This window comes from Pseudoalteromonas sp. B62 (genome assembly GCF_037162565.1).
Lineage (GTDB): Bacteria > Pseudomonadota > Gammaproteobacteria > Enterobacterales > Alteromonadaceae > Pseudoalteromonas > Pseudoalteromonas fuliginea.
This window is the reverse complement of record NZ_JARLVB010000002.1, coordinates 3,034,502-3,057,049: the sequence shown is the minus strand read 5'-3', so window position 1 is coordinate 3,057,049 and position 22,548 is coordinate 3,034,502. Positions and strand designations below refer to the sequence as shown.

The window sequence follows — 22,548 nt, the reverse complement described above, 5'->3', positions numbered from 1 at the left end:
AGCAAAGAAGTCCAAAAAGGTAATTGTAAATGATAGACATTATCATATAGCTAATAGCTAACGAGATCAATAACTACAAACTCGCTTAATAGATAAAAACACTAAATGTAGCGGTAGGTTACAGTAAATAGCGCTATAACCTGTATTCACTACCGGCTATTAAGCGTAATGCTTGCCTTTAATGGCATTATAAATGGCATCACACAGTGTTTTTATACTGGTGTCGTCACTTATATACGGTGGCATAAGGTAAATTAGTTTACCGAATGGACGTATCCATACACCTTGTTCTACAAAATAAGCCTGAATTATAGCAACATCAACATTGCCAGCAGCCTCGTTTAGTTCAACAACACCTATTGCACCTAAGGTACGCACATTGGAAACCGCATCTAGTTCACTGCATTTATTAAGTTTTTGTAGCTGGGTGTTTATTTGGTTTATTCGTTGTTGCCAGTTTTGCTCAAGTAATAAATCAATACTTGCGCAGGCTGCTGCACAGGCAAGCGGGTTGCCCATAAAAGTGGGGCCGTGCATTAAAACACCTGCTTCACCTTCGCTTATGCCAATGGCTATTTTATTGCTAGTGATAGTGGCCGATAGCGTCATTGAGCCGCCAGTTAATGCTTTACCAATACACATTATATCGGGCTCTATATTGGCGTGCTCTACAGCAAATAATTTACCTGTACGGCCAAAGCCTGTGGCAATTTCGTCGCAAATTAGCAGTACGTTATATTGGGTGCACAATTTACGTACGCAGGCTAAATAATCAGGGTGATAAAAGTTCATACCACCTGCGTTTTGTACAATAGGCTCAATGATAAAGGCGGCTACTTGGTTGTGGTTTGCTTTAAAGTATTCTTCAAGCTCTTGGGCTTCTGCTTGGTTAAACTCGCCCCCAAATTGACTAACCGGTGCAGGTACAAAAACGTGTTCAGGTAAAAAGCCTGAATATAAACTATGCATTGAGTTAACGGGGTCGCATACGCTCATGGCTGCAAAGGTGTCGCCATGGTAGCCCTTGTAAGGCGTCATTAATTTTTGTTTTGTTGTAATGCTTTGGCTTAACCAATATTGCAGCGCCATTTTAATCGCTACTTCAACACTTACTGAGCCGCTGTCGGCTAAAAACACTTTAGTTAAACTAGGCGGCGTTATATTTACTATTTTTTTGCACAGCTCTACCGCGCTGTTATGCGTAATACCGCCAAACATAATGTGGCTCATATTATTAATTTGCTCAATCATGGCGTTATTTATAACAGGGTGGTTATAGCCATGTATTGCGCTCCACCACGAGGCCATGCCATCGATTAATTGCTCACCAGTTTCGAGGTGAATAATATTGTGATTAGCATGTGTAACGGGGTATACCGGAATTGGCTTAGTCATAGATGTATATGGGTGCCAAATGTGATCACGATCAAAATCAAGGTCAATCGTATTCTTTTTAATCATATGTAAACTTTAACTTGGTGGGCTTCGTTGACAATGTTACTTCAACTCGTAGACTAAGCCAATATCACCGATATGAAAAAAATAAGAGAGTATTATGGAACTTGCACCTGTTCGTCACGATTGGACCCACGCTGAAGTTAAAGCATTATTTGAAATGCCATTTAACGATTTACTGTTTGAAGCCGCATCAGTTCACCGTGCTAACTTCAACCCAAATGAAGTGCAAATTTCTACGTTGTTATCAATTAAAACAGGCGCTTGCCCAGAAGATTGTAAGTATTGCCCGCAGTCGGGCCATTACCGAACAGATTTAGAACGCGAACGCTTAATAGAAGTAGAAAAAGTAGTAGAGCAAGCACGCCTTGCAAAACAAAAAGGCGCTACCCGTTTTTGTATGGGTGCTGCATGGTCAGATCCAAAAGACAGAGATATGCCATACATTTCGCAAATGGTTAAAGAAGTAAAAGAGCTAGGGTTAGAAACCTGTATGACGCTGGGTAAACTCACAAACGAAAAAGCGCATGAACTTAGAGACGCTGGGCTTGATTACTACAATCACAACCTTGATACGTCACCTGAGTATTACGAGCAAATTATATCAACCCGTACTTTTCAAGATAGATTAAATACCATTGACCACGTACGCGATGCCGGTATGAAAGTATGCTCGGGCGGAATAGTCGGTATGGGCGAGCAAGCAAGCGACCGTTTTGGACTACTTATGCAACTAGCTAATTTGCCACAACAGCCAGAAAGTGTGCCTATTAATATGCTCGTTAAAGTTAAAGGCACACCGCTTGAAAACGTAGACGATTTAGATCACTTTGAATTTATACGTACCATAGCAACAGCGCGTATTATGATGCCACACAGCTACGTACGTTTATCGGCAGGGCGCAACGCCATGAACGAGCAAATGCAATCTATGTGCTTTTTGCAGGCGCTAACTCAATATTTTATGGCGATAAACTACTTACCACCGAAAACCCAGACGCTGATGCCGATATGAACCTAATTAAAAAATTAGGCATGAACCCAGAAAAGCGTCACGACTATTCAGACGAAGCAGTAGAAGCCTCGCTTTCATCGCAAGTAGCCGACAAAGCAACCTCTGAATTGTTTTACGAAGCGTAGGCTTTTATATCTATGCCTTTTGATTTTATAAAAACGCATCTGCAGGCTCGCCAGCAAGATGCACTGCTTCGTAAACGCCATGTAGTACAACACGCTACAGCGCGCACCATAACGATTAATAACAAAACCTACCTTAACTTTGCCAGTAACGACTACTTAGGTTTTGCAGATGAGGCTGTTAACCTTAATGACTCCAACGCATTAGGCAGTCACAGCTCAGCATTGGTTACCGGTTATCAGGCGCAGCAAAAATCGCTTGAGCAATACTTATGCGAGCAATTTGGTTATGGCGCAGGAATGCTATTTAACTCAGGGTTTAGCGCTAATAGCAGCGTAATTAAAGCGTTGTTTCAAGATAAAGCCGCTGCGCAAAACAGCGCTATTTTTCAAGATAAGTTAAATCATGCAAGCTTGATTGACGGTGCTATGCACTCTAACGCGGCTTTAGTTCGTTTTAATCACAACGACATGAACCATTTACGTTCACGGCTCGAAAAATCAAAAGCGCAAAACAAGCTTATTATAAGCGAAGGCGTATTTTCGATGGATGGCGATATAGCGCCTCTTAAAGAATTACTCGCACTTGCAAAACAGCACAACGCATGGCTAATGATTGACGACGCACACGGTTTTGGTGCATTAGGTAAAACTGGTTTGGGCAGTTGCGAAGCGTTTATTACTCAAACGCTGCCAGATATATTAGTCATTACCTTTGGTAAAGCAGTTGCCAGTAGTGGCGCGTGTGTATTAGGCAGTAAACAGTTTATTGATTACATGCTGCAATTTAATCGCGATTACACGTACTCAACCGCTATGTCGCCGCTTATGGCAAGCCACACACTTGCGCGTATTAAAAGCATAAAAACAGCTGATGATAAACGCGATAAGCTAAATGCCAATATTGCATTATTTAAGCAACTAGCTAAAAGCCATAATATTGCAGTAATGGAGTCAAACACAGCCATACAGCCCATTGCATTAGGCTGCGCTGAGCAAACGTTGCAAGCGGCCGATAAACTTAAACAACAGGGTATTTGGCTCACTGCAATTAGACCGCCCACGGTTGCACATAACACCTCGCGTTTACGCATTACTTTAACCGCCGCACATACCGAGCAAGACATAACGCACTTAGTTAAGCATTTAGTAGGTGCAATAGCATGACTGCTCAGCCAGTATTAAAAACAGACTTAATGCAAACACAACGAGTTAAACCGTGCCTAGTAAGTGGCGAGTTAAATAGGGAGTCAAATCGAGAGCTAAGCAAGGAGCTTAAAAAGTCTACACAAAGTAAGTTTTCAAAAGCGGCGGCGAGTTATAACACCCATGCAAATGTACAAAAACATGCTGCGAGCGATCTATTTGCGCTAATAAAACCAGGCATTAATAAAAATAAGCTTTGTGTTGATTTAGGCGCAGGCCCGCTTGTTAATACACAACGCTTACAAAGTATGTTTGCAAGCGTTATTGCCATGGATTTGAGCTTAAACATGCTGCAAAGTAGTGATTTAACCACACCCAAAATATGCGCCGATATGGATAACTTACCGCTACAAGCAAACAGTGTTGATGTTATTTACAGTAACTTTGCAGTGCAGTGGTCTGCTAATTTTTCGGCTTTAATGCAATCACTTTACAACATATTAAAACCAGGCGGGCGGGCGTACATAAGCACTGTGGTAGAGGGCTCACTTAACGAAATAAAAACAGCCTTTGCTGCGCTTGATTCTAACAGCCACATAAATACCTTTAATAGTGAACTGCATATAAACCAATCAGTCCAAAATGCAGGGTTTACTATTAATAGTGCTAAAAAACGTATTTACACCGATGAATACACAACACCTTTAAAAGCTATTGCTTCAATTAAGGCTATTGGCGCTACTACGCAAAATCATACCAATACGCGCCAAGGGTTACTTACCAAATCGGCTCTTAAACAAGTATGCAGTGCGTATCCGCTTATAAATAACAAAGCATGTGTGTCATATCATGTGGTGCTGTTATCATTAGAAAAACACTAAATAAGCCCAAAGACATTAAAGGCAACGCATGAAAGAATTTTTTATAACAGGCACCGACACCGATGCCGGAAAAACCCACGTTACCAGTTTGCTATTAAAGTTACTTGCCCAACACAAAAAACAAGCCATTGGTTTTAAGCCTCTAGCTGCTGGCTGCGAAATGGCGTTCGATCAACTAGTAAACGCCGATGCTCTCATACTAATGGAAAGTGCAACAGTGAGCGCTAAATACGATGTAGTAAATCCGTTTGCGTTTGCACCCCCTATTGCGCCGCACATAGCCGCTGAGCAAGTTGGAGTTAGTATTACTATTGATAAACTTAGTGATGCTTATAAAAACGTAAAACAACAGGGCGCTAATTACATACTTACCGAAGGTGCTGGTGGTTGGGCATTACCAATTAATAAAAACGATTATTTATACGACTGGGTTAAAGCAGAGCAACTGCCGGTAATACTCGTTGTTGGTATGAAACTAGGTTGCTTAAATCATGCGTTACTAACCGCTGTGCATATGCAAAGTATGGGTATAAACTGCGTTGGCTGGATTGCAAACCAAGTTGATAAAAACATGGACGAATACCAAGCAAACCTTGATTCACTTAAAGCACGTTTACCGTTTCCAATACTTGCTATAAGCCCATACAGCGAGCAAACTCCTAAGTTACAAATATACAAAAGCTTGCTTAGTGCGTTATCTATTAACACTTAAGTGGTTTTAAAAAAGTTACTTTTTTAGGTAAATCTTGAAATAGTCAGCCTTAGTACACATATAAACGTTTATAAATACATAGCTTGCTTAAAAACAATGTTACTAAGGACATAACGACTATATGACGCACCCATTTATTGAAAACTACGCCCCAGATGCGCACGTAAGCGCTGAGCCAAAAGCACTAAACTATGGCTTACCTAAAAAACGCGTAGGCATAATAGGTGGGGGCACAGCTGGCGCCACAATAGCCATTAGGCTTGCTGCGTTAGGGTTAGAGACTTATGTACTTGAAAAGAAAAAGTCGTTAATTGATGGCCCACCAATGTGCCATTTGCATGCAGGTGGCAACTTATATCGCGAAATACCCGACGAAGACTGCATAGATTTACTCAAGCAATGTATAGATATTGCGCGCCTTTATCCTCACACCATCGATGTTCGCCCCACAGTATTTGCAGTGCCTAAGCGCGATGACGACGCCCCGGAGGATTTATTTCCGCGTTTAAATAAATTAGTAAAAGCCTACAGCGAGCTTGTAGAGCAAGACAGCGCTAATAAAGTATTAGGCGAGCCAGAGCATTATTATCAGTTATATAGTTATGAGCAAATGCTGAAGCTTGCTAAACAAAAACAAGTAGCCAAGCCCACGTCGTTAGATGAGTGGATGATACCCGTGGCTAAGCATTTAGATTTAGATAAGTTAAAGTTCCCGCTCATAGTTGCACAAGAATATGGTTGGAATATATTTCGTTTATCGGCCAGTGCACAACTCGCCCTTGCACAGTACAAACACGCCCATGTTTTAACAAGCACCAGTGTTAAAAATGTATCGCCAGTTATAAATACCAATAAAGATAAGCAAACACATAAGTGGTGCATTGAATACCAATCAGAGCCAAGCCTTGATGAACAATCTGATACACAAACCATTGAGGTAGATTACCTAATTAATGCGTGTGGTTTTCAAACAGGTATTATTGACGACTTGGTCGGGGTAGATGTAAAACGTATGGTCGAATTTAAAGCCTCTTACATTACTCATTGGCAAGGTGCTGGTGGGCAAATACCCGAAATTATTATTTACGGTAACCGTGGTACGCCAGAAGGTATGGCGCAGCTAACCCCTTACCCTAATGGTTACTTTCAAATACACGGAATGACTAACAACATTACATTGTTTAATGATGGGTTATCTGATGCCACGCCAATGAGCGCACAACCTAAACTTCCTAATAAATACCTGCACTATATTAAAGATGGCTGGGATGAAGCAGCATTGCAAACACGCACCCAAACAGCAATTGATTATGTAGCCGAGTTTGTTCCTGCGTTTAAAACCGCTAAAACACAAATTAATGCCTTGTTTGGCGGACAACAAATCCCAGGGGATGACGACACTTTACGCGTAGCTGATGTAAGCTTATATTCTCATATTAGTTATGCACGGGCTGAAAATGTTAAAGCATCGTCAACGTTAATAGCGGCAGATCAAATAGTGGATGAGTTTATAAAATTGGGAATAATAAGCAGCGATCCTGCTGTAAATCATCACCGCAGTACCCATCAATGGTCGTACCTTAAACATAATTGCGGCGATAAAATTGACGAAGTTGCACGCATATTGGCACACGAGCGTGGTTTTCCAATTGATATGGCAGAGCTAAATAACAGCTTGTAATAAGCTGACTTATAAAGAAACTTTAGTCTTAAATTTGCTGTAAAACACTTCTTAAAAAAATTATCAATAAACACATAAATAACACTTGTGTTATGACATAGTTTGTCACAGAATAGCGTTAACGTTATGACATAGTGTGTCATGGCGCAGTGATTGCTTTAACCTAATTTAATTTTATGTTCGGTGATCAAACCTATTTTTGTGAGGACAATATGAAACGTATATTTTTGTTTTTATTAACTAACCTAGCGGTTATGTTGGTATTAGGTGTAGTGCTTTCAATAATAATGAGTGCGCTGGGCTTAAGCCATCGTAGCCTTGGCGGAATTTTACTTATAGCCACCGTATTTGGTTTTGGTGGATCGTTTATTTCGTTATTTATGTCGAAATGGATTGCTAAAAAATCAACAGGCGCGCATGTAATTACACAGCCCCGCAACGAAACCGAACATTGGCTTGTACAAACGGTATCTGCACAAGCAAAAAAAGCAGGTATTAAAATGCCAGAAGTGGCTATTTACGACAGCCCAGAAATGAACGCATTTGCAACGGGCCCAAGTAAAAACAACTCGCTAGTGGCAGTAAGCACAGGCTTAATGCACAACATGACCAAAGATCAAGCCGAAGCCGTACTTGCCCACGAAGTATCGCACGTGGCTAACGGCGACATGGTAACGCTTACGCTAATACAAGGCGTGGTAAACACCTTTGTAATATTTGCCGCAAAAGTACTGGCTGGCATAGTAGATAACTTTATTAATAGCGATGAAGAAGAGGGCGGCAGTAGCTGGACATACTTCTTATTCGATATGTTATTCCAAGTGCTATTTGGTGTACTAGCAAGCATAGTGGTTGCTAGTTACAGCCGTAAACGTGAATTTGCAGCCGACAGCGGCGCGGCAAAACTAGTTGGTGCCGATAAAATGCGATCAGCCCTTGAGCGATTAAAGCAAAACCATCCTTCGCAATTAGAAGGCTCTATGATGGCCTTTGGTATTGCAAGTGGCAAAGGTGTTGCTGAGTTGTTTTCATCTCACCCACCGCTTGATGCACGAATAGACGCACTACGTAAGTAATGTTTTAAGCATTACTTGCTACATACCCAAAGCCTGCTTTTTAGCAGGCTTTTTTTATCCGTAATATTTTAGCAATTGAAAAGAATAATTACTGAGAAAAATAATTTCAGTAATACCTTCGGCAGACAGTATTTCTATCCAGTAGCCGTCAGGATCTTTAATAAAGGCTAAGCCTTTCATTGAACCATCATCTGGCTTTTTCACAAATTCTACATCGTACTTTGCAAAGCGTTCACTGGCTGCGTATACATCGGGTACACTAATACCAATGTGACCAAAGCCTTTAGGTTCTTGGTTACCGCTGTGGTATCCCTCAAAGCTGTCGTCGTTTTCTGTGCCCCAGTTATGGGTAAGCTCAATGAGTGCAGGGCGACCAAATACCCATTTAGCTTTGGTTTTATCATCACCTTCTGGCTGCTCTGGCTCGTAGCCTAAAAAGTACAATGTAAACTTCATTTCAGGAAAGTCATACTTACCTAACAGCTTCATACCTAATACATTTTGATAAAATTCGAGCGACGGTTTGGGATCTTTAATACGCAACATAGTTTGCTGCATCACATAGCCTTTAGTGGCTTGTTCAATTTGTTCTGGAGATTCGTTATAGTTAGACATGGTGATCCTTTCAAAAATGATAAAGCGAAAATAGAGATATAATGCTTAAGTTATCATAATCAACCATAAGTTAAATTTAAACTGCCTAGGTCAAATCATATAATAAAAAACAAGGAATTTTATGGCTATAACTATAACCACAGGCACAATTGATGATGTAACCGCAGTGAGTGAATACGTCCCTGAACTGCTAACAACCATTGATAGTGACACTTTACGTAATCGTTTAGAAAACAAAAAAGCATTGATATTAGTAGCACATAAAGAAGATACATTAGTAGGTTTTAAAATTGGCTATGAGCTATCTAATACACAATTTTATAGTTGGCTTGGCGGAGTGCATTTTAACTATCGTCGATTAGGTGTTGCTAAAAAATTACTTGTTCAACAAGAAAAGTGGGCTTATGAACAAGGCTTTACCAATATACACGTTAAATCGATGAACCGGTTTCCTCAAATGCTGACTATGCTAATCACCAATGATTATCACGTTTGTGGCTACGTTGATAAACAAAGCACAGAGCAAAGCAAAATTAAGTTTGTAAAACAACTAACAAAGTAAATGCAGGCACTTTATTCATCGTTATTTAACTTAGCGCCATGAAGGGTTATAAGTAAAAGCTAATTGCCAACTTTAATAGCAAGGAACCACTATGTTTTATGATGATATGCAGGGGTTATTACGTGTACTTACAATAGGTGTACTGGGTTATGTAGCACTGGTGTTTTGGCTGCGTATATCGGGTAAACGTACGCTTTCAAAGTGGAACGTGTTCGACTTTATAGTCACCATTGCGCTGGGCTCTATATTGGCGTCTGTTATTATTTCTAAAAGTATCCCTTTAGCTGAGGGCATACTTGCCTTTGTCGTATTAATAGGGCTGCAATATGTTATTACGTGGTTTAGTGTGCGCTCGTCAAAATTTGCAGCGCTTATAAAAGCAGAGCCCACGTTTTTAATGAGTGATGGTGAATACTGCACCGCTGCACTTAAATTGCAGCGGGTAACAAAATCAGAAATTCGCGCCGCTATTCGTGGCGCAGGAATACTAGCCATTGAAGATGTAGCCGCAGTCGTGCTCGAAACAGACGGCAGTTTTAGTGTAATAGCGCACAATAACAGTGGCTCTAAAACTGCGTTAAGTGATGTTTTTTAGCTATTTAATCGGCTGACAAATACCAATAATTTGAAGATTTAAAATAACTGTAAATAATATTACTTGTTGCATGGTTTTAATTCTGGAACGTATAATAACAAGTGTTAACTAAATGGAATTTGCGTAAATTGCAGCTTAAGCAGAACAGGTGGATAAATGAACAAAGGATTGTTAAAGTCGTGGAAAACCGACAAAGGTTTTGGTTTTATTAAATCAGACACCCTAGAACACGACACGTTTATATACATATCAGCGCTCAAGCACATGAGCCGTAAGCCAAAAGTTGGCGACACTATTTACTTTGAAGTGGCAACACAGCCCGACGGTAAAACCAAAGCAATTAACTGCCGCATAGAAGGCGTTGCAGAGCTTAAATTACTTAAAGCACCTAACCAAAAAAACAATAACCAGCCGCATCGCATTGCCAAATCTAATTTTGCCAGTAGCTTTTTAGTCAAAGTTGCCTCAATTACGCTAATTGCAGCACTTTGCTTTTATGCGATTAATAAATACAACACTCACTCAAGCAGCCAAACACCTGTTATTACTAATGATTTAGCCACCAATGACGATTTAGCTACTTTTGATGAAAAATATCCTAAAGTCGTTATTCCTAAAATCATTATTCCTAAAAGCACGCAAAATTTTACCTGCGATGGTAGGCAATATTGTACTGAAATGCGCTCACGCGAAGAGGCGGTATATTTTATTAATAATTGCCCAAATACAAAAATGGATGGCGATAGAGATGGTAACCCTTGTGAGAGAGATACAAGATTTAAAAATGAATGGTAATTTTATAAATCGTTTACTTAAAGGTTTGGGTGAATAAAAAAAGAATTAATTAATGGCTGTGTATAAATACAGCCATGTAATTTTTGTCCCATAACATTATTAAAAGTCGTTTTGGGGTTAAATTACAAAAGCTACTGAGTAGCTATTGTAATTATCTATAATCTAGAAGCGAAAAAGTTCTCTAGGTGCGAGATATCAAAGGGGCAAAAGGCAATAGAGATAAATGACAAAGAAATAGTCGTTGTTGAAAAGTTAAGTGGGGGTTATTCGTTTTCTCCCAAAATTTGTACGGCAATACTTAAGCCTAACAAAAAGCTCAACAAAGACGCAGAAAAAAACTCTGCGCCTGTTAGCTAAGTGTTACACCTATATCATATTTCGCATAGTTTCATATTTTTAAAACAGGGATATTAATGATTAAACATAAACCAAAGGAGACGGCACCGGCATTGTGGTTAGAAGCAATTGTCTTTATGTCGTCATATTATCCTTTGTTCCTGATCTTATTTATTAGAGATGTTGATGAATCTACCGCTGGAATACAATTCGGACTAGATTCATGGTCGGTAAATGTTAGCTTTTGCGCATTAACATTACTAACAATATCATCTTTTTCTACATTAATTATCGGGCCGTTGATGAGGAAACTCCTAACTTATCAAGAAGGCGGGCATGCAATAAAAGTTGAAGACGCAAATCAGGTTCGGGGTGATATGTTGAATTATACCCTTCCATTTTTAATTGGATTATTTGCATTTGATTATAATAGTTGGCAGTCAATTTCATCGCTATTGATATTTCTCATGTTCATATTTTCATTTGTACATAAAGAGCAAATTTCTTTGCTAAACCCTATGTTTTTACTTATGGGCATTAGACTGTACAACATTAAATATAAAGAAGTTGGCAGAGAAAATTACAGTCAAAAAATCGTACTATGTTGGGGTAAGTTAGAAAAATCCGACATAAAAATAGAATTAAAAGAAACTGTAGGAATTCACTTTGTGTTTCCTGAGCTTAAACCAAAGGATTAAAAATATATATGCCAAGTACACAGACACAGCAGGTAGCTTTAGTTGAAGCTCAAATACAACTTGATCAAGCATCCCTTAACCACAAGTTACAAGCATTAAAAAATTTTGGGTTGGATGATGCTGTTGTTAATTTATATGTCACTAAAATTAGTACTTCAAATAAAGAAAAGCGCTTTGTGGAAGTGAAACGATTAAATGTACACAGTGATGACAAGCCCTTATTTAAAAATTATGTTACTGAGTGTATTGATGGAAATGATCATATCTGTGAATTGAAGTCTATTAATACAACTCAAGATAATCGATTCTTTTATGTAGAGAAATCAGCTACAGATTTTTCTCAAATGGAAGCTTTAGTAACGACAGGGCAAATAGACTTTGTAACAGAAAAATCTGAACTTAATAGTTTTAACTCCTACGTAATACAGCTTACATTTGGTGAGCCAGAACAAAGTATCTTTGCATTTAGGTATATAAGTGGCGCATGGTCAGCAAATAAAACATCAGGTAAGTTTTTTGGTTTCGATACTTTTAATAATGAACTGATTGTTAAGATTAAAGAAGATCCTCGTTTTCAAATTACTCCATACATTGATTTCTTACAATACGGTGATGACATTTTCATCGCTGATATTAAACAATTTGAAACAGCAATGAACTTTCACGAACGGTTGAAAGAGAAAAAGTTGAAGCGATTACCGCACTATGCGCTAGCTCTGCGATGTTAGAAGTAGCTAAAGAGCCACTAACAAGAGTTATAGGTAATGATAAATATTTAATGCGTCAATTGGCATCCGTACATGAAAAAGGGCATTTCACAGATGATATTTGGTTAGCGAAGTTAAAAATAAAGTCAGAAGAGGCTGGGAATTGGAAAATTAAATTTGATGAGTCAGGTAAAATAATAATTGATGAAACAAAAGATTATGTGAAAGAAGTTTTAACCCTTTTACAAAATAAACGAGTCATAACTGTTGTTGATGAGAAGATGTTTGATGTTGATGGAGAATTTATTACTCCTGATTTTACAACAACACCGTAATATAAAGCTTAAAATACGTGTAACAACACGCCCTGAGGTGGACGACTAGTAAAATTTAGCTATTAACTGCAAATTTTAACAAGTTAACAGTGACATATATGGACGCTCCCTTGAAGTCAAGACGAGCTAATGTATAAACATCAAAATTGATGTCTTTATTCTATTATCACGTATCTCATATCACAGTAATGATGCGTCACAAGCTTGCTAAAAAGCAAAGGTACTGACATATATTCGAGCTATGGTGTCATGATTATCATGCGCCATGCTCCTAATGAACTTCGTACCAAGGGACCTAAAAAATATTCACCCAAGCGAGATTAAATCTCGTGTCTTTATCTGGTTAACCTTGGTTAGCGTGCGCTTTTTATTTCATTATAAGTGAAGTACATACAGGATAAGTGTATGTTACGACTTAAGTGCCCAAACACCCACTCAGGTTTTAAAACCTATGTCATAACCAGGCTGTCTTAAGTCGTAAACTCGGGTGTGATTGGCGTGTAAAATACGCATAATTAAGCATCCTTCTGTGTATTTTGCACAAACTGAGGTGAATAGAGGGTTTGCTTGGTCAGCAATACCCACATCAGCCGCGCCAATCTGTGCGCGGTGGCAACCACCACACAATTAAAGTGTTTTTTCTCGCGTAATTGATTTACCCATTGGCTTAGCGCATCTGTCTTATGGTGACTTCTGGCGATAATGGCGCGAGCACCGTGAATAAGTTGTTTTCGTAAGTAACTGTTACCGCGCTTAGTAATGCCTGACATTTTACTTTTATCGCCTGACGCGTATTGTTTAGGTGTTAATCCTAGCCACACCCCGAGTTCTTTTGCATTCTTAAATGCCTGACCGTTCCCGATTGATGCCGCATAGGCTGAGGCATTGAGTACACCTACGCCAGGAATGGAGTGAAGTATTTTAGCGTTTGTATCCCGTTCAACGTGTGCAGTAAGCATCGCTTCAATGGCTTTAATGCGTTTAACAAGGGTTTTGTACTCAGTGTAAATATCACTCACCATTGTGCGCAGTATTGGGCGAAGCTCAGAATCACTTTCTAACGCAATGAGGCCTTGCTCAAATACCTTCATACCGACAGGAAATACATACCCAAAATCGACCAATAAACCGCGTAACTGGTTGGTTGCAGCAATCCTGTTTTGCAGAAGCCGCTCGCGTATTTTATGAAGCGTGAGTATTTCTTGCTGAGCTTCGGTTTTAATAGGAACGAATTTAATATTAGGGCGTAAGCTTGCTTCGTAGATAGCAAGGGCATCGTTACTATCGTTTTTATTACCGCGAACAAAAGGAGTAACGTGTTGTGCTGGAATAAGGTCAACGGTATGACCGTAAGACGTAAATACTCTCCCCCAATAGTGGGAAGAATAGCAGGCTTCCATCACGACGCGGCACGGTGGTGTATTTGCAATGAAGGCGTTGAGTTTAGGTCTGTTTAAGCGTTTATTGCATTCTCTTTTATGGTTAGAATTAAAGCCAGCGACTTGGAATACATTTTTTGCCAAATCAATTGATAATGTGCTAATTTTCATGGTGGACGTTCCCTTTAACTGAATGTGAGTTATAACCAGTTTGGCGCATTGACGCCGTTTTGGGGAGCGTCCATCTCATCACCCATCCTAAATTTTGCTCTTTTCAAAATAAAAGACTACGTTTTGATTAGTGCAAAAAATAAACAGGGTGTCTTATGGCAATTGCAAGAAAGCGCCAAGTAAGTTTGGTTGATACAAAGTACTACCATTGCATATCACGTTGCGTACGCCGTGCATTTTTATGTGGGGAAGACCACTTTACAGGTCAATCCAACGAGCATCGACGAGGCTGGGTTGAAGATAAGCTGCTTGAATTAGCTAAAGTATTTTGTATTGATATATGTGCTTATGCCGTAATGAGTAATCACACCCATTTAGTACTGTATGTAGATGATAAGAAAGTAAATAGGCTGAATGATAAAGCGATTGTTATTCGCTGGCATAAACTCTGTAAAGGCACAGTGTTAACGCAAAAATATGTACAAGGTGAAAAGCTAAGTAAAGTTGAACTCATCTTTTTCAACCAAACGGTTAAACAATACCGCGAACGCCTAGCAAGTATTAGCTGGTTTATGCGGTTGTTAAATGAAGACATTGCGCGCAGAGCAAATAAAGAAGATAACTGCACAGGTAGGTTCTGGGAAGGGCGATTTATGTCCCAAGCATTATTAGATGAAGCTGCACTTGCTGCTTGTATGGCGTATGTCGATTTAAACCCTATTAGAGCGAAAAAGGCTGATACGCCCGAAGAGTCAGACCATACCAGTGTACAAAAGCGCTTAACATGCGCGGCAGAGGGTAAACAGCCTAAACAGTTACTACGTTTTGCAGGCATGTCTCGTCAGGTTATGCCCAAAGGGCTGCCGTTTGAGGTTAAATCGTACCTTGAACTTGTTGAATTAACAGGACGTTGTATACGAGAAGACAAACGCGGTTATATTGATAGTATACACTTGCCTTTATTAGAAAGGGTGAATATATCTTTAGAAAACTGGTTAAAGCTTACAACCCAATTTACGCGCGTATTTCATGGCGCAGTTGGCAGGCCAGCCTCACAAGCAAGTTATTGTGAAAACTTAAAGCGAAAGCGGCGAGCGAATATCGGTAACTGCGAAAAGCTACTGACATAAAATTTAAACTACTCAGTAAAATTATTCAGTAATAAATCACAACTGCATCATGCAGTTATTACGATGCGTGTAATTTAGGTTTAAGTGTGATAATGAGTTATTTTATGGATAAAAAGTAAGTAACCGAGTAATAAAAGATAAATTCTTAACCTGAAGAGCGAATTTTTTGGCATTGTTTTGTTTGTTCAATTAAAGTGGCTGTCTAGTTTAGTTTGTTAAGTGGCTGTCTAGTTTAGTTTGTTTCTACACAGCAGACTAACTGGATAACGCTCTCGTTGATTTAACTTCTCGATTAACGAGAATTGTTCAGGGAGTCGGACATCAAGAGAGCGGTAGCCTTTTTTAATATATCCTTTTCTAATTCAATGCGTTGGATTTGCTTTTTAAGTTCGCGGATTTCAATTTGTTCGGGCGTCATTGGTGAAGCTGATGGTGACTGACCATTGCGTTCTAGCTTTAATTGAGTAACCCACTTACTTACGGTTGATTTACCCACCCCCATCGCTTTTGCTGCGTCTTCTTGCGTATAACCTTGGTCTACTACAAGCTGAGCCGTTTCTAATTTAATTGCCGCTGAATATGTTGCGCGTTTTAATTTCGTCATTTTTTCACCCAAATTTGTATGCTTAGTTAGCATAACATTTCTTTCTTAATGGGTGGCCAAAATCACTGTACCACTACACACTTACTACATTAGCAAATACTTCAGAATGTCATATTTATTGGTGGGTTATGGTCAGTGGTGCACTTGCATAATGAATTCGGGTTTAACGGATGAAATAAAGTGACCCAGTTATAAAAGATAAATTCTTAACCTGAAGAGCGAATTTTTTGGCATTGTTTTGTTTGTTCAATTAAAGTGGCTGTCTAGTTTAGTTTCTAACCTCTGAAAGCGCAGCGTCTCTTACCCTCTTTGTGAATCGGTCTTGAGAGAGTTCTTTGTATTTCGATCATGGTGGTTGATTTAGTCGTGTAAAAGTTGAGACATTTTAAGTGCATATGATGAAAAACTACTACGAGACAACAATTAGCTTTAATAGCATTGAATTTTTGCCATATGTGCTTTTTATAGTTATAAGTTTAATCTTTATTGGGAGGCTCAAAAAATTATACGATTTATATATTAAACGGTTTTTTAAGTTTAATTTCTTCGTCTTATTTTTTATTTTTATTCTTTACAATCTCGTTTCTATAACTTCTTTATATTCAAAAATGCAATATATAGCTAAAATAAAATCGCATGAGCAGAGAGTTGTAACAGGCGAAATTGAAAAATTAGTAGAAAAAGAAGGGGCAAGTCGAACACAGAGTTTTTCAGTGTCAGGAGTATTTTTTAAATATAATAACTATCAAACAGCGCCATATTTTTTTGCAAACCGGAAATATAACGATAAGGTTATTTTTGATGGAGGTTATGTTGAAATACATTATATCCAAGATAACGGCAAAAATTATATTACCAAGTTATTTATAAAAAATGATTGAGCATTTACATCTAAAGAAATCGTCTACCGATATAAACTTTGATTCAATCTATTATCCCCTCTAAAAGCGCAGCGCCTCATACCCACTTTGTGAATTAGTCTTAAAAAATAAGATGGCTGTCACATTAAACGTAAAACATCGGCGAATTAGCACTCTAATACACGCCGATGTTTATAACTTATTTAAGTAACTACATTACTAATAAGTTATTAAGCCTTAGTCTTGTTTACGGTAAAGGCTTATTAAGCATATCGCCAAAAGTAACGTTGCAATCATGCCCGAAGCGCCAGCAACACCTGATGGAAGGAATCCATCACGGCCAAAGGTTATTAAAATACCATTGGCCAACATTGCAACTCCGCCTGCTAGGGATGTAAGGCCACCAATTGCTTTGCCACCTTTAGCGATAAAAGACAGTCCAAAAACAAGTGCTGCTAATCCTAATAATACCTTGGCTGCGTAGTAAATCATGAATGACAAAGACACCACACCACTAATTAAAGGTTGTGCGCCTTCTACGGTACCCGCAACTTTTCCAAATGTAGAAAACAAAGTTAGGCCAATGCTTACCTGAACTATGTTAAGTACTGCGCTAAACGAGATAGCTGACCATCCCAGCTGAGAATTTTTTGCTTGCACCATGGCAGAACCCGCAAAGGCAACAAGTAAAGTAAAAACGAGTGCTTCTAGTCCCCAAGCGAACTGTCTTGAAAAGCTAATTTGAGCACTGTAAAGGGCAGAAAAAATAGCCTGTGATATCGCTAACACCAACAATAAAGATGCTGTAATTAGGATGGTGCGTTTATTCGTAAATTCCATTTGGACCTCTTATAATTTTATATTTAATGCTTTTAAAAGCTGTAATAGCTCTCATACTTGGGTAAAAGACAGGTAAAACGAGTTAATTATTTCACGTAAACCTATAAAAGTATTAATTAATAAAAAATAGCCTAAAGCTATGACTTTTTGAATCAAAATTTAATTGGCAAAATCGTTTTAATTCAAGCAATGTGTGGTCTAAAAGCGCAGCGCCTCTTGAGTATGTGGTTAAACGGCTTATTACTTAAAACGTTATGATAAAAACGTAAAATGAGACCAGTCACTTAACGCTGTAATAGTTTGCTTTGTAGGGGGGCAACATAGATTAAACCTGCAATGGCAATAATTGAAGCTAGCGTAATTAATTTATTATCAAAGTCAGCTATTTTTAAAGCAGTGCCGAAAGAGCGTTTAATGGTGACATTACTTAAATCGACACTGTAAATTTCATCCAGCAATAAATGAATTAACCCGCCGAGTAAAATAAACCCACCTGCTAACCAAGCAAAGACGGCTGCTTGTGTAGTTGATTGGTCATTTAGTTTCCATGTTACTTGAGTTGTTAATAGCGCGCATAACAGTATAAATAGTAAAGAGTGGCAACTACCTCTGTGTACTGTGATCCATTCAAAAATGGGTCTAATAATGTATTTCATAAATCCGTAAACCAATAAGGGCACTACGATTAACTCAACAAAGCTAATTTCAATAATGAGCTTGGTGGTTATGTAATGCAGTACCAGTAATACAGCGCTGAGTGCAAATAAGTTAAAAATAGTATCGAGTGACGTGGAGTTATCTGAATCTATGTCGGGTAATAAGCCGCCAATTGAGCCTAAAAACCATAACCAGAGTGCGCCCTTTAAATCAATATGGCCTGCAGATAATAAGGTGGCAGAGCATAAGCCTGTGATGATTACGGCAGTATTAAGATGAGTATTGAAATTTGCCATTGTATCTCTTGATAATAAAATAGGTGGGCATTCTAACAATTGAAAAGTTTATTGTTCACTATTCTTTATAGATTGGTCTTTAAATATGTTTTATCACTTTGATTAGTTGCTGCTTTTTACAATTTTTATTCTTTATCGTGCTTAGTTGTTCCACTAAATGGTAATTTTGGATAGAACAACTTTTCGTTAATTAAACCCAGCACGATGTATCTATTGTTAATTATTAATATGTTATAGTGTTGCAATTGGTGTTTGATATAGTATAACATTCACGGTATTCTAATTTCCCTTAATAGAGTTTGAATGTGACAACATCAACAGCAATTAATCAAACATCACCAATAGAACCTCAGCGTGTGGAACAAACACATAATAAAGCATCAAATACGACCCAAGCCACTAAAAACGAAGCGGTTATTGAAGTAGAATCGTTAAGTTTTGGCATTAAAAACAACACCATTTTAAAAAACTTAAGCTTCAGCGTGGCGGCAGGTGAGGTTTATGCGCTACTAGGGGGAAATGGCGCGGGTAAATCAACCACGTTAAAAACGTTACTTGGCTTTAATAAACCAACGCAAGGCTCTGTAAAAGTAGCGGGTAAAGAGGTGAGTAAAGCACTTGATTTTGTACGCGGTAAAACGGCGTACTTACCAGAGTCGGCTACGTTATACCCGCATTTAACAGCACGCGAAAACGTAGAATATTTTTTATCACTCGCTGATGTTAAAAAATCGTTTGAGCAAATTAACGTGGCTTTTAATCGTGTTGCATTGCAACAAGATGCATGGGATCGCAACATGCAAACTTATTCAAAAGGCATGAGGCAAAAAACAGCGATTGCACTTGCGATACTGCGTGAAGCACCGATATTTTTACTTGATGAGCCTACATCGGGCCTTGATCCTGTTGCTATTGATGAGTTTAACCAGCTAGTACGTGAGCTTGCATTAACGGGTGCCACTATTTTAATGGTTACACACGATGTATATGGCGCATGCCAAGTAGCAAACCGAATTGGTTTACTAAGAGCAGGTGAGCTGGTGGGCGAATTTGATGCACCTGAGAATGGGCGTATTAATACCGAACAAGTTCATGCTGCCTTTGGTGATTATAAGAGCCGAGGCAATTAATGAGTATAAATAACGTTTCAAAAGTAGTGCTAATAGCCAAGGATGAATGGCGTTATTGGCTACGCTCTAAATTGGCAGTCACTGTGCTTGCTATTGGTTTGATCCTTACACTTTCTTCGGTAGTTGTAACGGCCATTACCATGCTGGAATTAAGCCATACTAGGCACGAACTGCAAACAACAAGCGATAAAAGCTTTGTTGATCAACCCGACCGACATCCTCACCGAATGGTGCATTACGGGCATTATGCGTTTAGAACGCCTGCGCCGCTTAGTACGCTCGACCCCGGTATTGACGCTTACACAGGCAACTCTATATTTTTAGAAGGGCACAGACAAAATAGCGCAATGTTTGCAGATAGTCGCCAAGGGACTGCATTAACTAAATTAGGCAGTTTAACGCCTGCCTTTATAGTGCAAACATTAGCGCCGTTATTACTGATTTTAATTGGTTACAGCGGTATTAGCCGAGAGCGCGAATCGCAAACGCTTTCGTATTTGTTATCGCAAGGTACATCTGGTGTAACGCTAATTGCAGGTAAAGGATTAGCGCTACTTTCTGTTGTGGGTTTAATTTTGACTCCGCTTACGGTATCGGCTTTATTCACACTTGGTACAGGTGAAAGCTTACTGGCAGTTGTAAGTTTTGTTGTTGGCTACACTTTATATTTAACTGTGTGGGTATTACTTATTTTACTGGCCTCTAGTGTGTTTACTAAAAACAGTGGCAGTTTTACCGCACTTGCCTTTGTATGGATTTTACTGTGTATTGTTATGCCACGCGTAGCGAGTACGACAGCAGCTACAGTTGTGCCATCTGCCGGTAAAATAGAAACAGATTTTGCTGTAAAAGCCGAGCTTAGAAAGCTAGGCGATGGCCATAACACTAACGACCCTGCCTTTGAGCAATTTAAACAATCACTTCTTAAAAAGTACAACGTAAATAGCATTGACGAGCTGCCGGTAAACTTTAGAGGGTTAGTGGCAAGTGAATCAGAGGCTAAGCAAACTGAAGTACTTAATCAATTTGCCCAGCAACGTATGCAAGCTGAGCTTAAGCAAACGCAGGTATCGCGTTATTTTGGTTGGGTTTCACCAATGGTAGCGATTCGCTCGCTCTCTATGATTGTGGTTGGTACAAGTATAGAAACGCATCATCGCTTTTTACGCGAAACCGAGCAGCTACGTTTTGATTTTGTGCAAGGGCTTAACAAAGTTCATATTGAAGAACTTGATTACCAAGACGACATGAACCGCAATGCTGATGCCGCAGCCACTAAAAAAGCACGTGTTAGCGCTGATAATTGGAAAATACTGCAAAACTTTACCTTTCATAGCGATAGTGCGTTGGTGCGAGCCCAGCGAAGTACATCTGCATTTTTACAGCTATTACTGTGGATTGCAGTGTTGGCCGGCGGTATTAAGTTTGTAGGGAAACGTTTGTTATGAGCTATTTATTTTTACACCTCAAGCGAGAATTTGGCTTTTTACTTCGTCAAAAATATTTAGTGGTGCTTTTACTTTGTACATTTGCTGTGTCTGCCTTTGCCGTTATCAGTGGGTTGAGTGAAGTAAGTCAGCAACGCGAAACTATTGAACGTTTAAAATCAGCTGATTTAACCGAACGATTAAATGTGCAAACGCAGCAAACTGATGCAGGTATGTTGGCTTATTATACTTTTCATTTAACGTATTCAGCGCCTTCAAATTTAGCGTTTGCTGCTTTGGGTGAACGCGATATTTACCCATGGAAACACCGCGTAAACTTACTTGCTCTGGAGGGACAAATTTACGAAAGCGATGCGCAAAACCCTGAGCTAGCCCAAGCAGGTAAAATTGATTTTGCGTTTGTGTTAAGTGCTTTGGCACCGCTGATAGTGATTTTGCTGTTCCATGATTTATTTGCCAACGAACGTACCAGTGGTCGTTACGATTTATTAGTCACAACGTCGAGCTCTTACTTTGCTTTATGGGGCGCACGCATATTGGTGAGGTTTATTTTATTACTCGTGTGTTTAATGTTGCCATTCTATGGTGGCGCTTATGTAGCTGGTAGTTCAATTTATGATGTTTTATTGATAACAACTATGTGTGTTGCCTATCTAGTTTTTTGGGCTGCACTTTGTATTTGGATGGGCAAGCAAGCAAGTAGTGCGCCGCGTGTTGCCTCCGCTTTAATAGGTATATGGGTGCTAGTTGCTTTTATTATTCCTATTTTAGGTGATTTAGCGATTAACAAAATAGTGCATTCACCTAAAGGTGGCGAAATTGTACTTACTCAGCGAGAGGCGGTTAACGATGCATGGGACTTACCAAAACAAATTACAATGGACGCCTTTGTAGCTAATAATCCCGCATGGAAAGATCATGTTGATATGCAAAGCGAGTTTGAGTGGAAATGGTATTACGCCTTTCAACAAGTAGGGGATGAAAAAGCGGCTGAACTTTCGCATGCGTACCGCGATGCAGCACGCAAAAAGTATCAGTTAGCTGGAATGGTATCGTGGTTTTCGCCTGCATTATTGTTACAACGCAGCTTAACGCGAAAAGCCAAAACAGATGCAATAGCGGCATTTAGATACGAGCATCAAATACGAGGGTTTCATAAATGCCTAAGGGAATTTTACTACCCTTGGTTATTTATTAAAGGTGAGCCCACTAAAGCTGCGCTTAACAACATGCCTAGTTTTAGTAAAACAATACTGAATAAAAAGGATGAGCCTGAGGTCATAGGCGTTCAGTTAAAATAAA

At 39.1% G+C, this 22,548-nt stretch carries 22 protein-coding genes and 2 pseudogenes; 18 read left to right on the top strand and 6 right to left on the bottom strand.

Going from position 1 to position 22,548, the window contains the following annotated elements; all coding sequences use genetic code 11:
- Positions 1-159: 159 nt before the first annotated feature.
- Entirely contained in the window at positions 160-1,461 is a 1,302-nt protein-coding gene (gene bioA, locus P4S71_RS18305) for an adenosylmethionine--8-amino-7-oxononanoate transaminase (RefSeq protein ID WP_337151232.1), read from the bottom strand.
- A gap of 94 nt (positions 1,462-1,555) precedes the next feature.
- Here bioA and bioB point away from each other — a divergent pair, with 94 nt between their 5' ends.
- From bioB to htpX, 7 genes are all read left to right on the top strand, one after another.
- On the top strand, positions 1,556-2,470 hold the full coding sequence (gene bioB / locus P4S71_RS18300) for a biotin synthase BioB (protein ID WP_442961696.1): 915 nt from the start codon (positions 1,556-1,558) through the stop codon (positions 2,468-2,470).
- A complete protein-coding gene (locus P4S71_RS23195; RefSeq protein ID WP_442961695.1) occupies positions 2,467-2,595 on the top strand; it encodes a hypothetical protein in 129 nt (42 codons plus the stop codon). Before bioB ends, P4S71_RS23195 begins: the two co-directional genes overlap by 4 nt.
- A gap of 12 nt (positions 2,596-2,607) precedes the next feature.
- The gene (locus P4S71_RS18295) at positions 2,608-3,759 is read left to right on the top strand and encodes an aminotransferase class I/II-fold pyridoxal phosphate-dependent enzyme (protein ID WP_337151231.1); all 1,152 of its coding nucleotides are present in this window, start codon (positions 2,608-2,610) and stop codon (positions 3,757-3,759) included.
- Positions 3,756-4,619: a methyltransferase domain-containing protein gene (locus P4S71_RS18290; protein ID WP_337151230.1), complete on the top strand. Its 864-nt coding sequence runs from the start codon at positions 3,756-3,758 to the stop codon at positions 4,617-4,619. Before P4S71_RS18295 ends, P4S71_RS18290 begins: the two co-directional genes overlap by 4 nt.
- Positions 4,620-4,647: 28 nt before the next feature.
- On the top strand, positions 4,648-5,331 hold the full coding sequence (gene bioD / locus P4S71_RS18285; protein WP_337151229.1) for a dethiobiotin synthase: 684 nt from the start codon (positions 4,648-4,650) through the stop codon (positions 5,329-5,331).
- 121 nt (positions 5,332-5,452) lie between these two features.
- Positions 5,453-7,012 carry an FAD-dependent oxidoreductase gene (locus tag P4S71_RS18280; protein ID WP_337151228.1) on the top strand — a complete coding sequence of 520 codons (1,560 nt, stop codon included), beginning with the start codon at positions 5,453-5,455 and terminating at the stop codon, positions 7,010-7,012.
- 212 nt (positions 7,013-7,224) lie between these two features.
- Positions 7,225-8,088 carry a protease HtpX gene (gene htpX / locus P4S71_RS18275; RefSeq protein WP_007375793.1) on the top strand — a complete coding sequence of 288 codons (864 nt, stop codon included), beginning with the start codon at positions 7,225-7,227 and terminating at the stop codon, positions 8,086-8,088.
- Between the two features lie 54 nt (positions 8,089-8,142).
- Here the strand turns inward: htpX and gloA are convergent, their stop codons facing one another.
- Positions 8,143-8,703 carry a lactoylglutathione lyase gene (gloA, locus tag P4S71_RS18270; protein WP_337151227.1) on the bottom strand — a complete coding sequence of 187 codons (561 nt, stop codon included), beginning with the start codon at positions 8,701-8,703 and terminating at the stop codon, positions 8,143-8,145.
- A gap of 121 nt (positions 8,704-8,824) precedes the next feature.
- Here gloA and P4S71_RS18265 point away from each other — a divergent pair, with 121 nt between their 5' ends.
- The 6 genes from P4S71_RS18265 to P4S71_RS18240 all read left to right on the top strand — a co-directional run bounded on the left by P4S71_RS18265 (position 8,825) and on the right by P4S71_RS18240 (position 12,731).
- Entirely contained in the window at positions 8,825-9,265 is a 441-nt protein-coding gene (locus P4S71_RS18265) for a GNAT family N-acetyltransferase (RefSeq protein WP_337151226.1), read from the top strand.
- A 91-nt stretch (positions 9,266-9,356) separates the two neighbouring features.
- Positions 9,357-9,860: a DUF421 domain-containing protein gene (locus P4S71_RS18260; protein ID WP_337151225.1), complete on the top strand. Its 504-nt coding sequence runs from the start codon at positions 9,357-9,359 to the stop codon at positions 9,858-9,860.
- 156 nt (positions 9,861-10,016) lie between these two features.
- Positions 10,017-10,655: an excalibur calcium-binding domain-containing protein gene (locus P4S71_RS18255; RefSeq protein ID WP_337151224.1), complete on the top strand. Its 639-nt coding sequence runs from the start codon at positions 10,017-10,019 to the stop codon at positions 10,653-10,655.
- A 413-nt stretch (positions 10,656-11,068) separates the two neighbouring features.
- A complete protein-coding gene (locus P4S71_RS18250) occupies positions 11,069-11,689 on the top strand; it encodes a hypothetical protein (protein ID WP_337151223.1) in 621 nt (206 codons plus the stop codon).
- An 8-nt stretch (positions 11,690-11,697) separates the two neighbouring features.
- Entirely contained in the window at positions 11,698-12,417 is a 720-nt protein-coding gene (locus P4S71_RS18245) for a Kiwa anti-phage protein KwaB-like domain-containing protein (protein ID WP_337151222.1), read from the top strand.
- Positions 12,411-12,731, top strand: a complete 321-nt coding sequence (locus P4S71_RS18240) for a hypothetical protein (protein WP_337151221.1) — start codon at positions 12,411-12,413, stop codon at positions 12,729-12,731. Before P4S71_RS18245 ends, P4S71_RS18240 begins: the two co-directional genes overlap by 7 nt.
- Positions 12,732-13,246: 515 nt before the next feature.
- Here the strand turns inward: P4S71_RS18240 and P4S71_RS18235 are convergent.
- Positions 13,247-14,281 (bottom strand): IS110 family transposase, encoded by a 1,035-nt coding sequence (locus P4S71_RS18235; protein WP_337151220.1) that lies wholly within the window; start codon positions 14,279-14,281, stop codon positions 13,247-13,249.
- Between the two features lie 155 nt (positions 14,282-14,436).
- On the opposite strand from P4S71_RS18235, the gene P4S71_RS18230 reads away from it, so the two are divergent.
- Positions 14,437-15,411, top strand: a complete 975-nt coding sequence (locus P4S71_RS18230) for a transposase (RefSeq protein ID WP_337151219.1) — start codon at positions 14,437-14,439, stop codon at positions 15,409-15,411.
- A 245-nt stretch (positions 15,412-15,656) separates the two neighbouring features.
- On the opposite strand, the pseudogene P4S71_RS18225 reads toward P4S71_RS18230, so the two are convergent.
- Positions 15,657-16,015, bottom strand: a pseudogene (locus tag P4S71_RS18225) (transposase); the annotation flags it as partial.
- A gap of 608 nt (positions 16,016-16,623) precedes the next feature.
- Here P4S71_RS18225 and P4S71_RS18220 point away from each other — a divergent pair.
- Complete coding sequence (locus P4S71_RS18220) at positions 16,624-16,896, top strand: hypothetical protein (protein ID WP_149605304.1); 273 nt, start codon at positions 16,624-16,626, stop codon at positions 16,894-16,896.
- 216 nt (positions 16,897-17,112) lie between these two features.
- Here P4S71_RS18220 and P4S71_RS18215 read toward each other — a convergent pair whose 3' ends face one another.
- Both P4S71_RS18215 and P4S71_RS18210 read right to left on the bottom strand, forming a co-directional pair.
- Positions 17,113-17,715, bottom strand: a complete 603-nt coding sequence (locus P4S71_RS18215; RefSeq protein WP_337151218.1) for a thiamine biosynthesis protein ThiC — start codon at positions 17,713-17,715, stop codon at positions 17,113-17,115.
- Positions 17,716-17,967: 252 nt separating this feature from the next.
- Positions 17,968-18,668: pseudogene (locus P4S71_RS18210) on the bottom strand (metal-dependent hydrolase).
- Positions 18,669-18,973: 305 nt separating this feature from the next.
- Here P4S71_RS18210 and P4S71_RS18205 point away from each other — a divergent pair.
- The 3 genes from P4S71_RS18205 to P4S71_RS18195 are packed head-to-tail and all read left to right on the top strand — an operon-like array spanning position 18,974 to position 22,547.
- The gene (locus P4S71_RS18205; protein WP_337151217.1) at positions 18,974-19,798 is read left to right on the top strand and encodes an ABC transporter ATP-binding protein; all 825 of its coding nucleotides are present in this window, start codon (positions 18,974-18,976) and stop codon (positions 19,796-19,798) included.
- The gene (locus tag P4S71_RS18200) at positions 19,798-21,246 is read left to right on the top strand and encodes an ABC transporter permease (RefSeq protein WP_337151216.1); all 1,449 of its coding nucleotides are present in this window, start codon (positions 19,798-19,800) and stop codon (positions 21,244-21,246) included. Before P4S71_RS18205 ends, P4S71_RS18200 begins: the two co-directional genes overlap by 1 nt.
- The gene (locus P4S71_RS18195) at positions 21,243-22,547 is read left to right on the top strand and encodes a DUF3526 domain-containing protein (RefSeq protein ID WP_337151215.1); all 1,305 of its coding nucleotides are present in this window, start codon (positions 21,243-21,245) and stop codon (positions 22,545-22,547) included. Before P4S71_RS18200 ends, P4S71_RS18195 begins: the two co-directional genes overlap by 4 nt.
- The last annotated feature ends 1 nt before the right edge of the window (position 22,548 follow it).

Excerpts from the sequence above, each read along its gene's own strand:
- bioA (WP_337151232.1), bottom strand. The coding sequence starts at position 1,461 with ATGATTAAAAAGAATACGATTGACCTTGATTTTGATCGTGATCACATT.
- bioB (WP_442961696.1), top strand. The coding sequence starts at position 1,556 with ATGGAACTTGCACCTGTTCGTCACGATTGGACCCACGCTGAAGTTAAA.
- P4S71_RS23195 (WP_442961695.1), top strand. The coding sequence starts at position 2,467 with ATGAACCTAATTAAAAAATTAGGCATGAACCCAGAAAAGCGTCACGAC.
- P4S71_RS18295 (WP_337151231.1), top strand. The coding sequence starts at position 2,608 with ATGCCTTTTGATTTTATAAAAACGCATCTGCAGGCTCGCCAGCAAGAT.
- P4S71_RS18290 (WP_337151230.1), top strand. The coding sequence starts at position 3,756 with ATGACTGCTCAGCCAGTATTAAAAACAGACTTAATGCAAACACAACGA.
- bioD (WP_337151229.1), top strand. The coding sequence starts at position 4,648 with ATGAAAGAATTTTTTATAACAGGCACCGACACCGATGCCGGAAAAACC.
- P4S71_RS18280 (WP_337151228.1), top strand. The coding sequence starts at position 5,453 with ATGACGCACCCATTTATTGAAAACTACGCCCCAGATGCGCACGTAAGC.
- htpX (WP_007375793.1), top strand. The coding sequence starts at position 7,225 with ATGAAACGTATATTTTTGTTTTTATTAACTAACCTAGCGGTTATGTTG.
- gloA (WP_337151227.1), bottom strand. The coding sequence starts at position 8,703 with ATGTCTAACTATAACGAATCTCCAGAACAAATTGAACAAGCCACTAAA.
- P4S71_RS18265 (WP_337151226.1), top strand. The coding sequence starts at position 8,825 with ATGGCTATAACTATAACCACAGGCACAATTGATGATGTAACCGCAGTG.
- P4S71_RS18260 (WP_337151225.1), top strand. The coding sequence starts at position 9,357 with ATGTTTTATGATGATATGCAGGGGTTATTACGTGTACTTACAATAGGT.
- P4S71_RS18255 (WP_337151224.1), top strand. The coding sequence starts at position 10,017 with ATGAACAAAGGATTGTTAAAGTCGTGGAAAACCGACAAAGGTTTTGGT.
- P4S71_RS18250 (WP_337151223.1), top strand. The coding sequence starts at position 11,069 with ATGATTAAACATAAACCAAAGGAGACGGCACCGGCATTGTGGTTAGAA.
- P4S71_RS18245 (WP_337151222.1), top strand. The coding sequence starts at position 11,698 with ATGCCAAGTACACAGACACAGCAGGTAGCTTTAGTTGAAGCTCAAATA.
- P4S71_RS18240 (WP_337151221.1), top strand. The coding sequence starts at position 12,411 with ATGTTAGAAGTAGCTAAAGAGCCACTAACAAGAGTTATAGGTAATGAT.
- P4S71_RS18235 (WP_337151220.1), bottom strand. The coding sequence starts at position 14,281 with ATGAAAATTAGCACATTATCAATTGATTTGGCAAAAAATGTATTCCAA.
- P4S71_RS18230 (WP_337151219.1), top strand. The coding sequence starts at position 14,437 with ATGGCAATTGCAAGAAAGCGCCAAGTAAGTTTGGTTGATACAAAGTAC.
- P4S71_RS18220 (WP_149605304.1), top strand. The coding sequence starts at position 16,624 with ATGCAATATATAGCTAAAATAAAATCGCATGAGCAGAGAGTTGTAACA.
- P4S71_RS18215 (WP_337151218.1), bottom strand. The coding sequence starts at position 17,715 with ATGGAATTTACGAATAAACGCACCATCCTAATTACAGCATCTTTATTG.
- P4S71_RS18200 (WP_337151216.1), top strand. The coding sequence starts at position 19,798 with ATGAGTATAAATAACGTTTCAAAAGTAGTGCTAATAGCCAAGGATGAA.
- P4S71_RS18195 (WP_337151215.1), top strand. The coding sequence starts at position 21,243 with ATGAGCTATTTATTTTTACACCTCAAGCGAGAATTTGGCTTTTTACTT.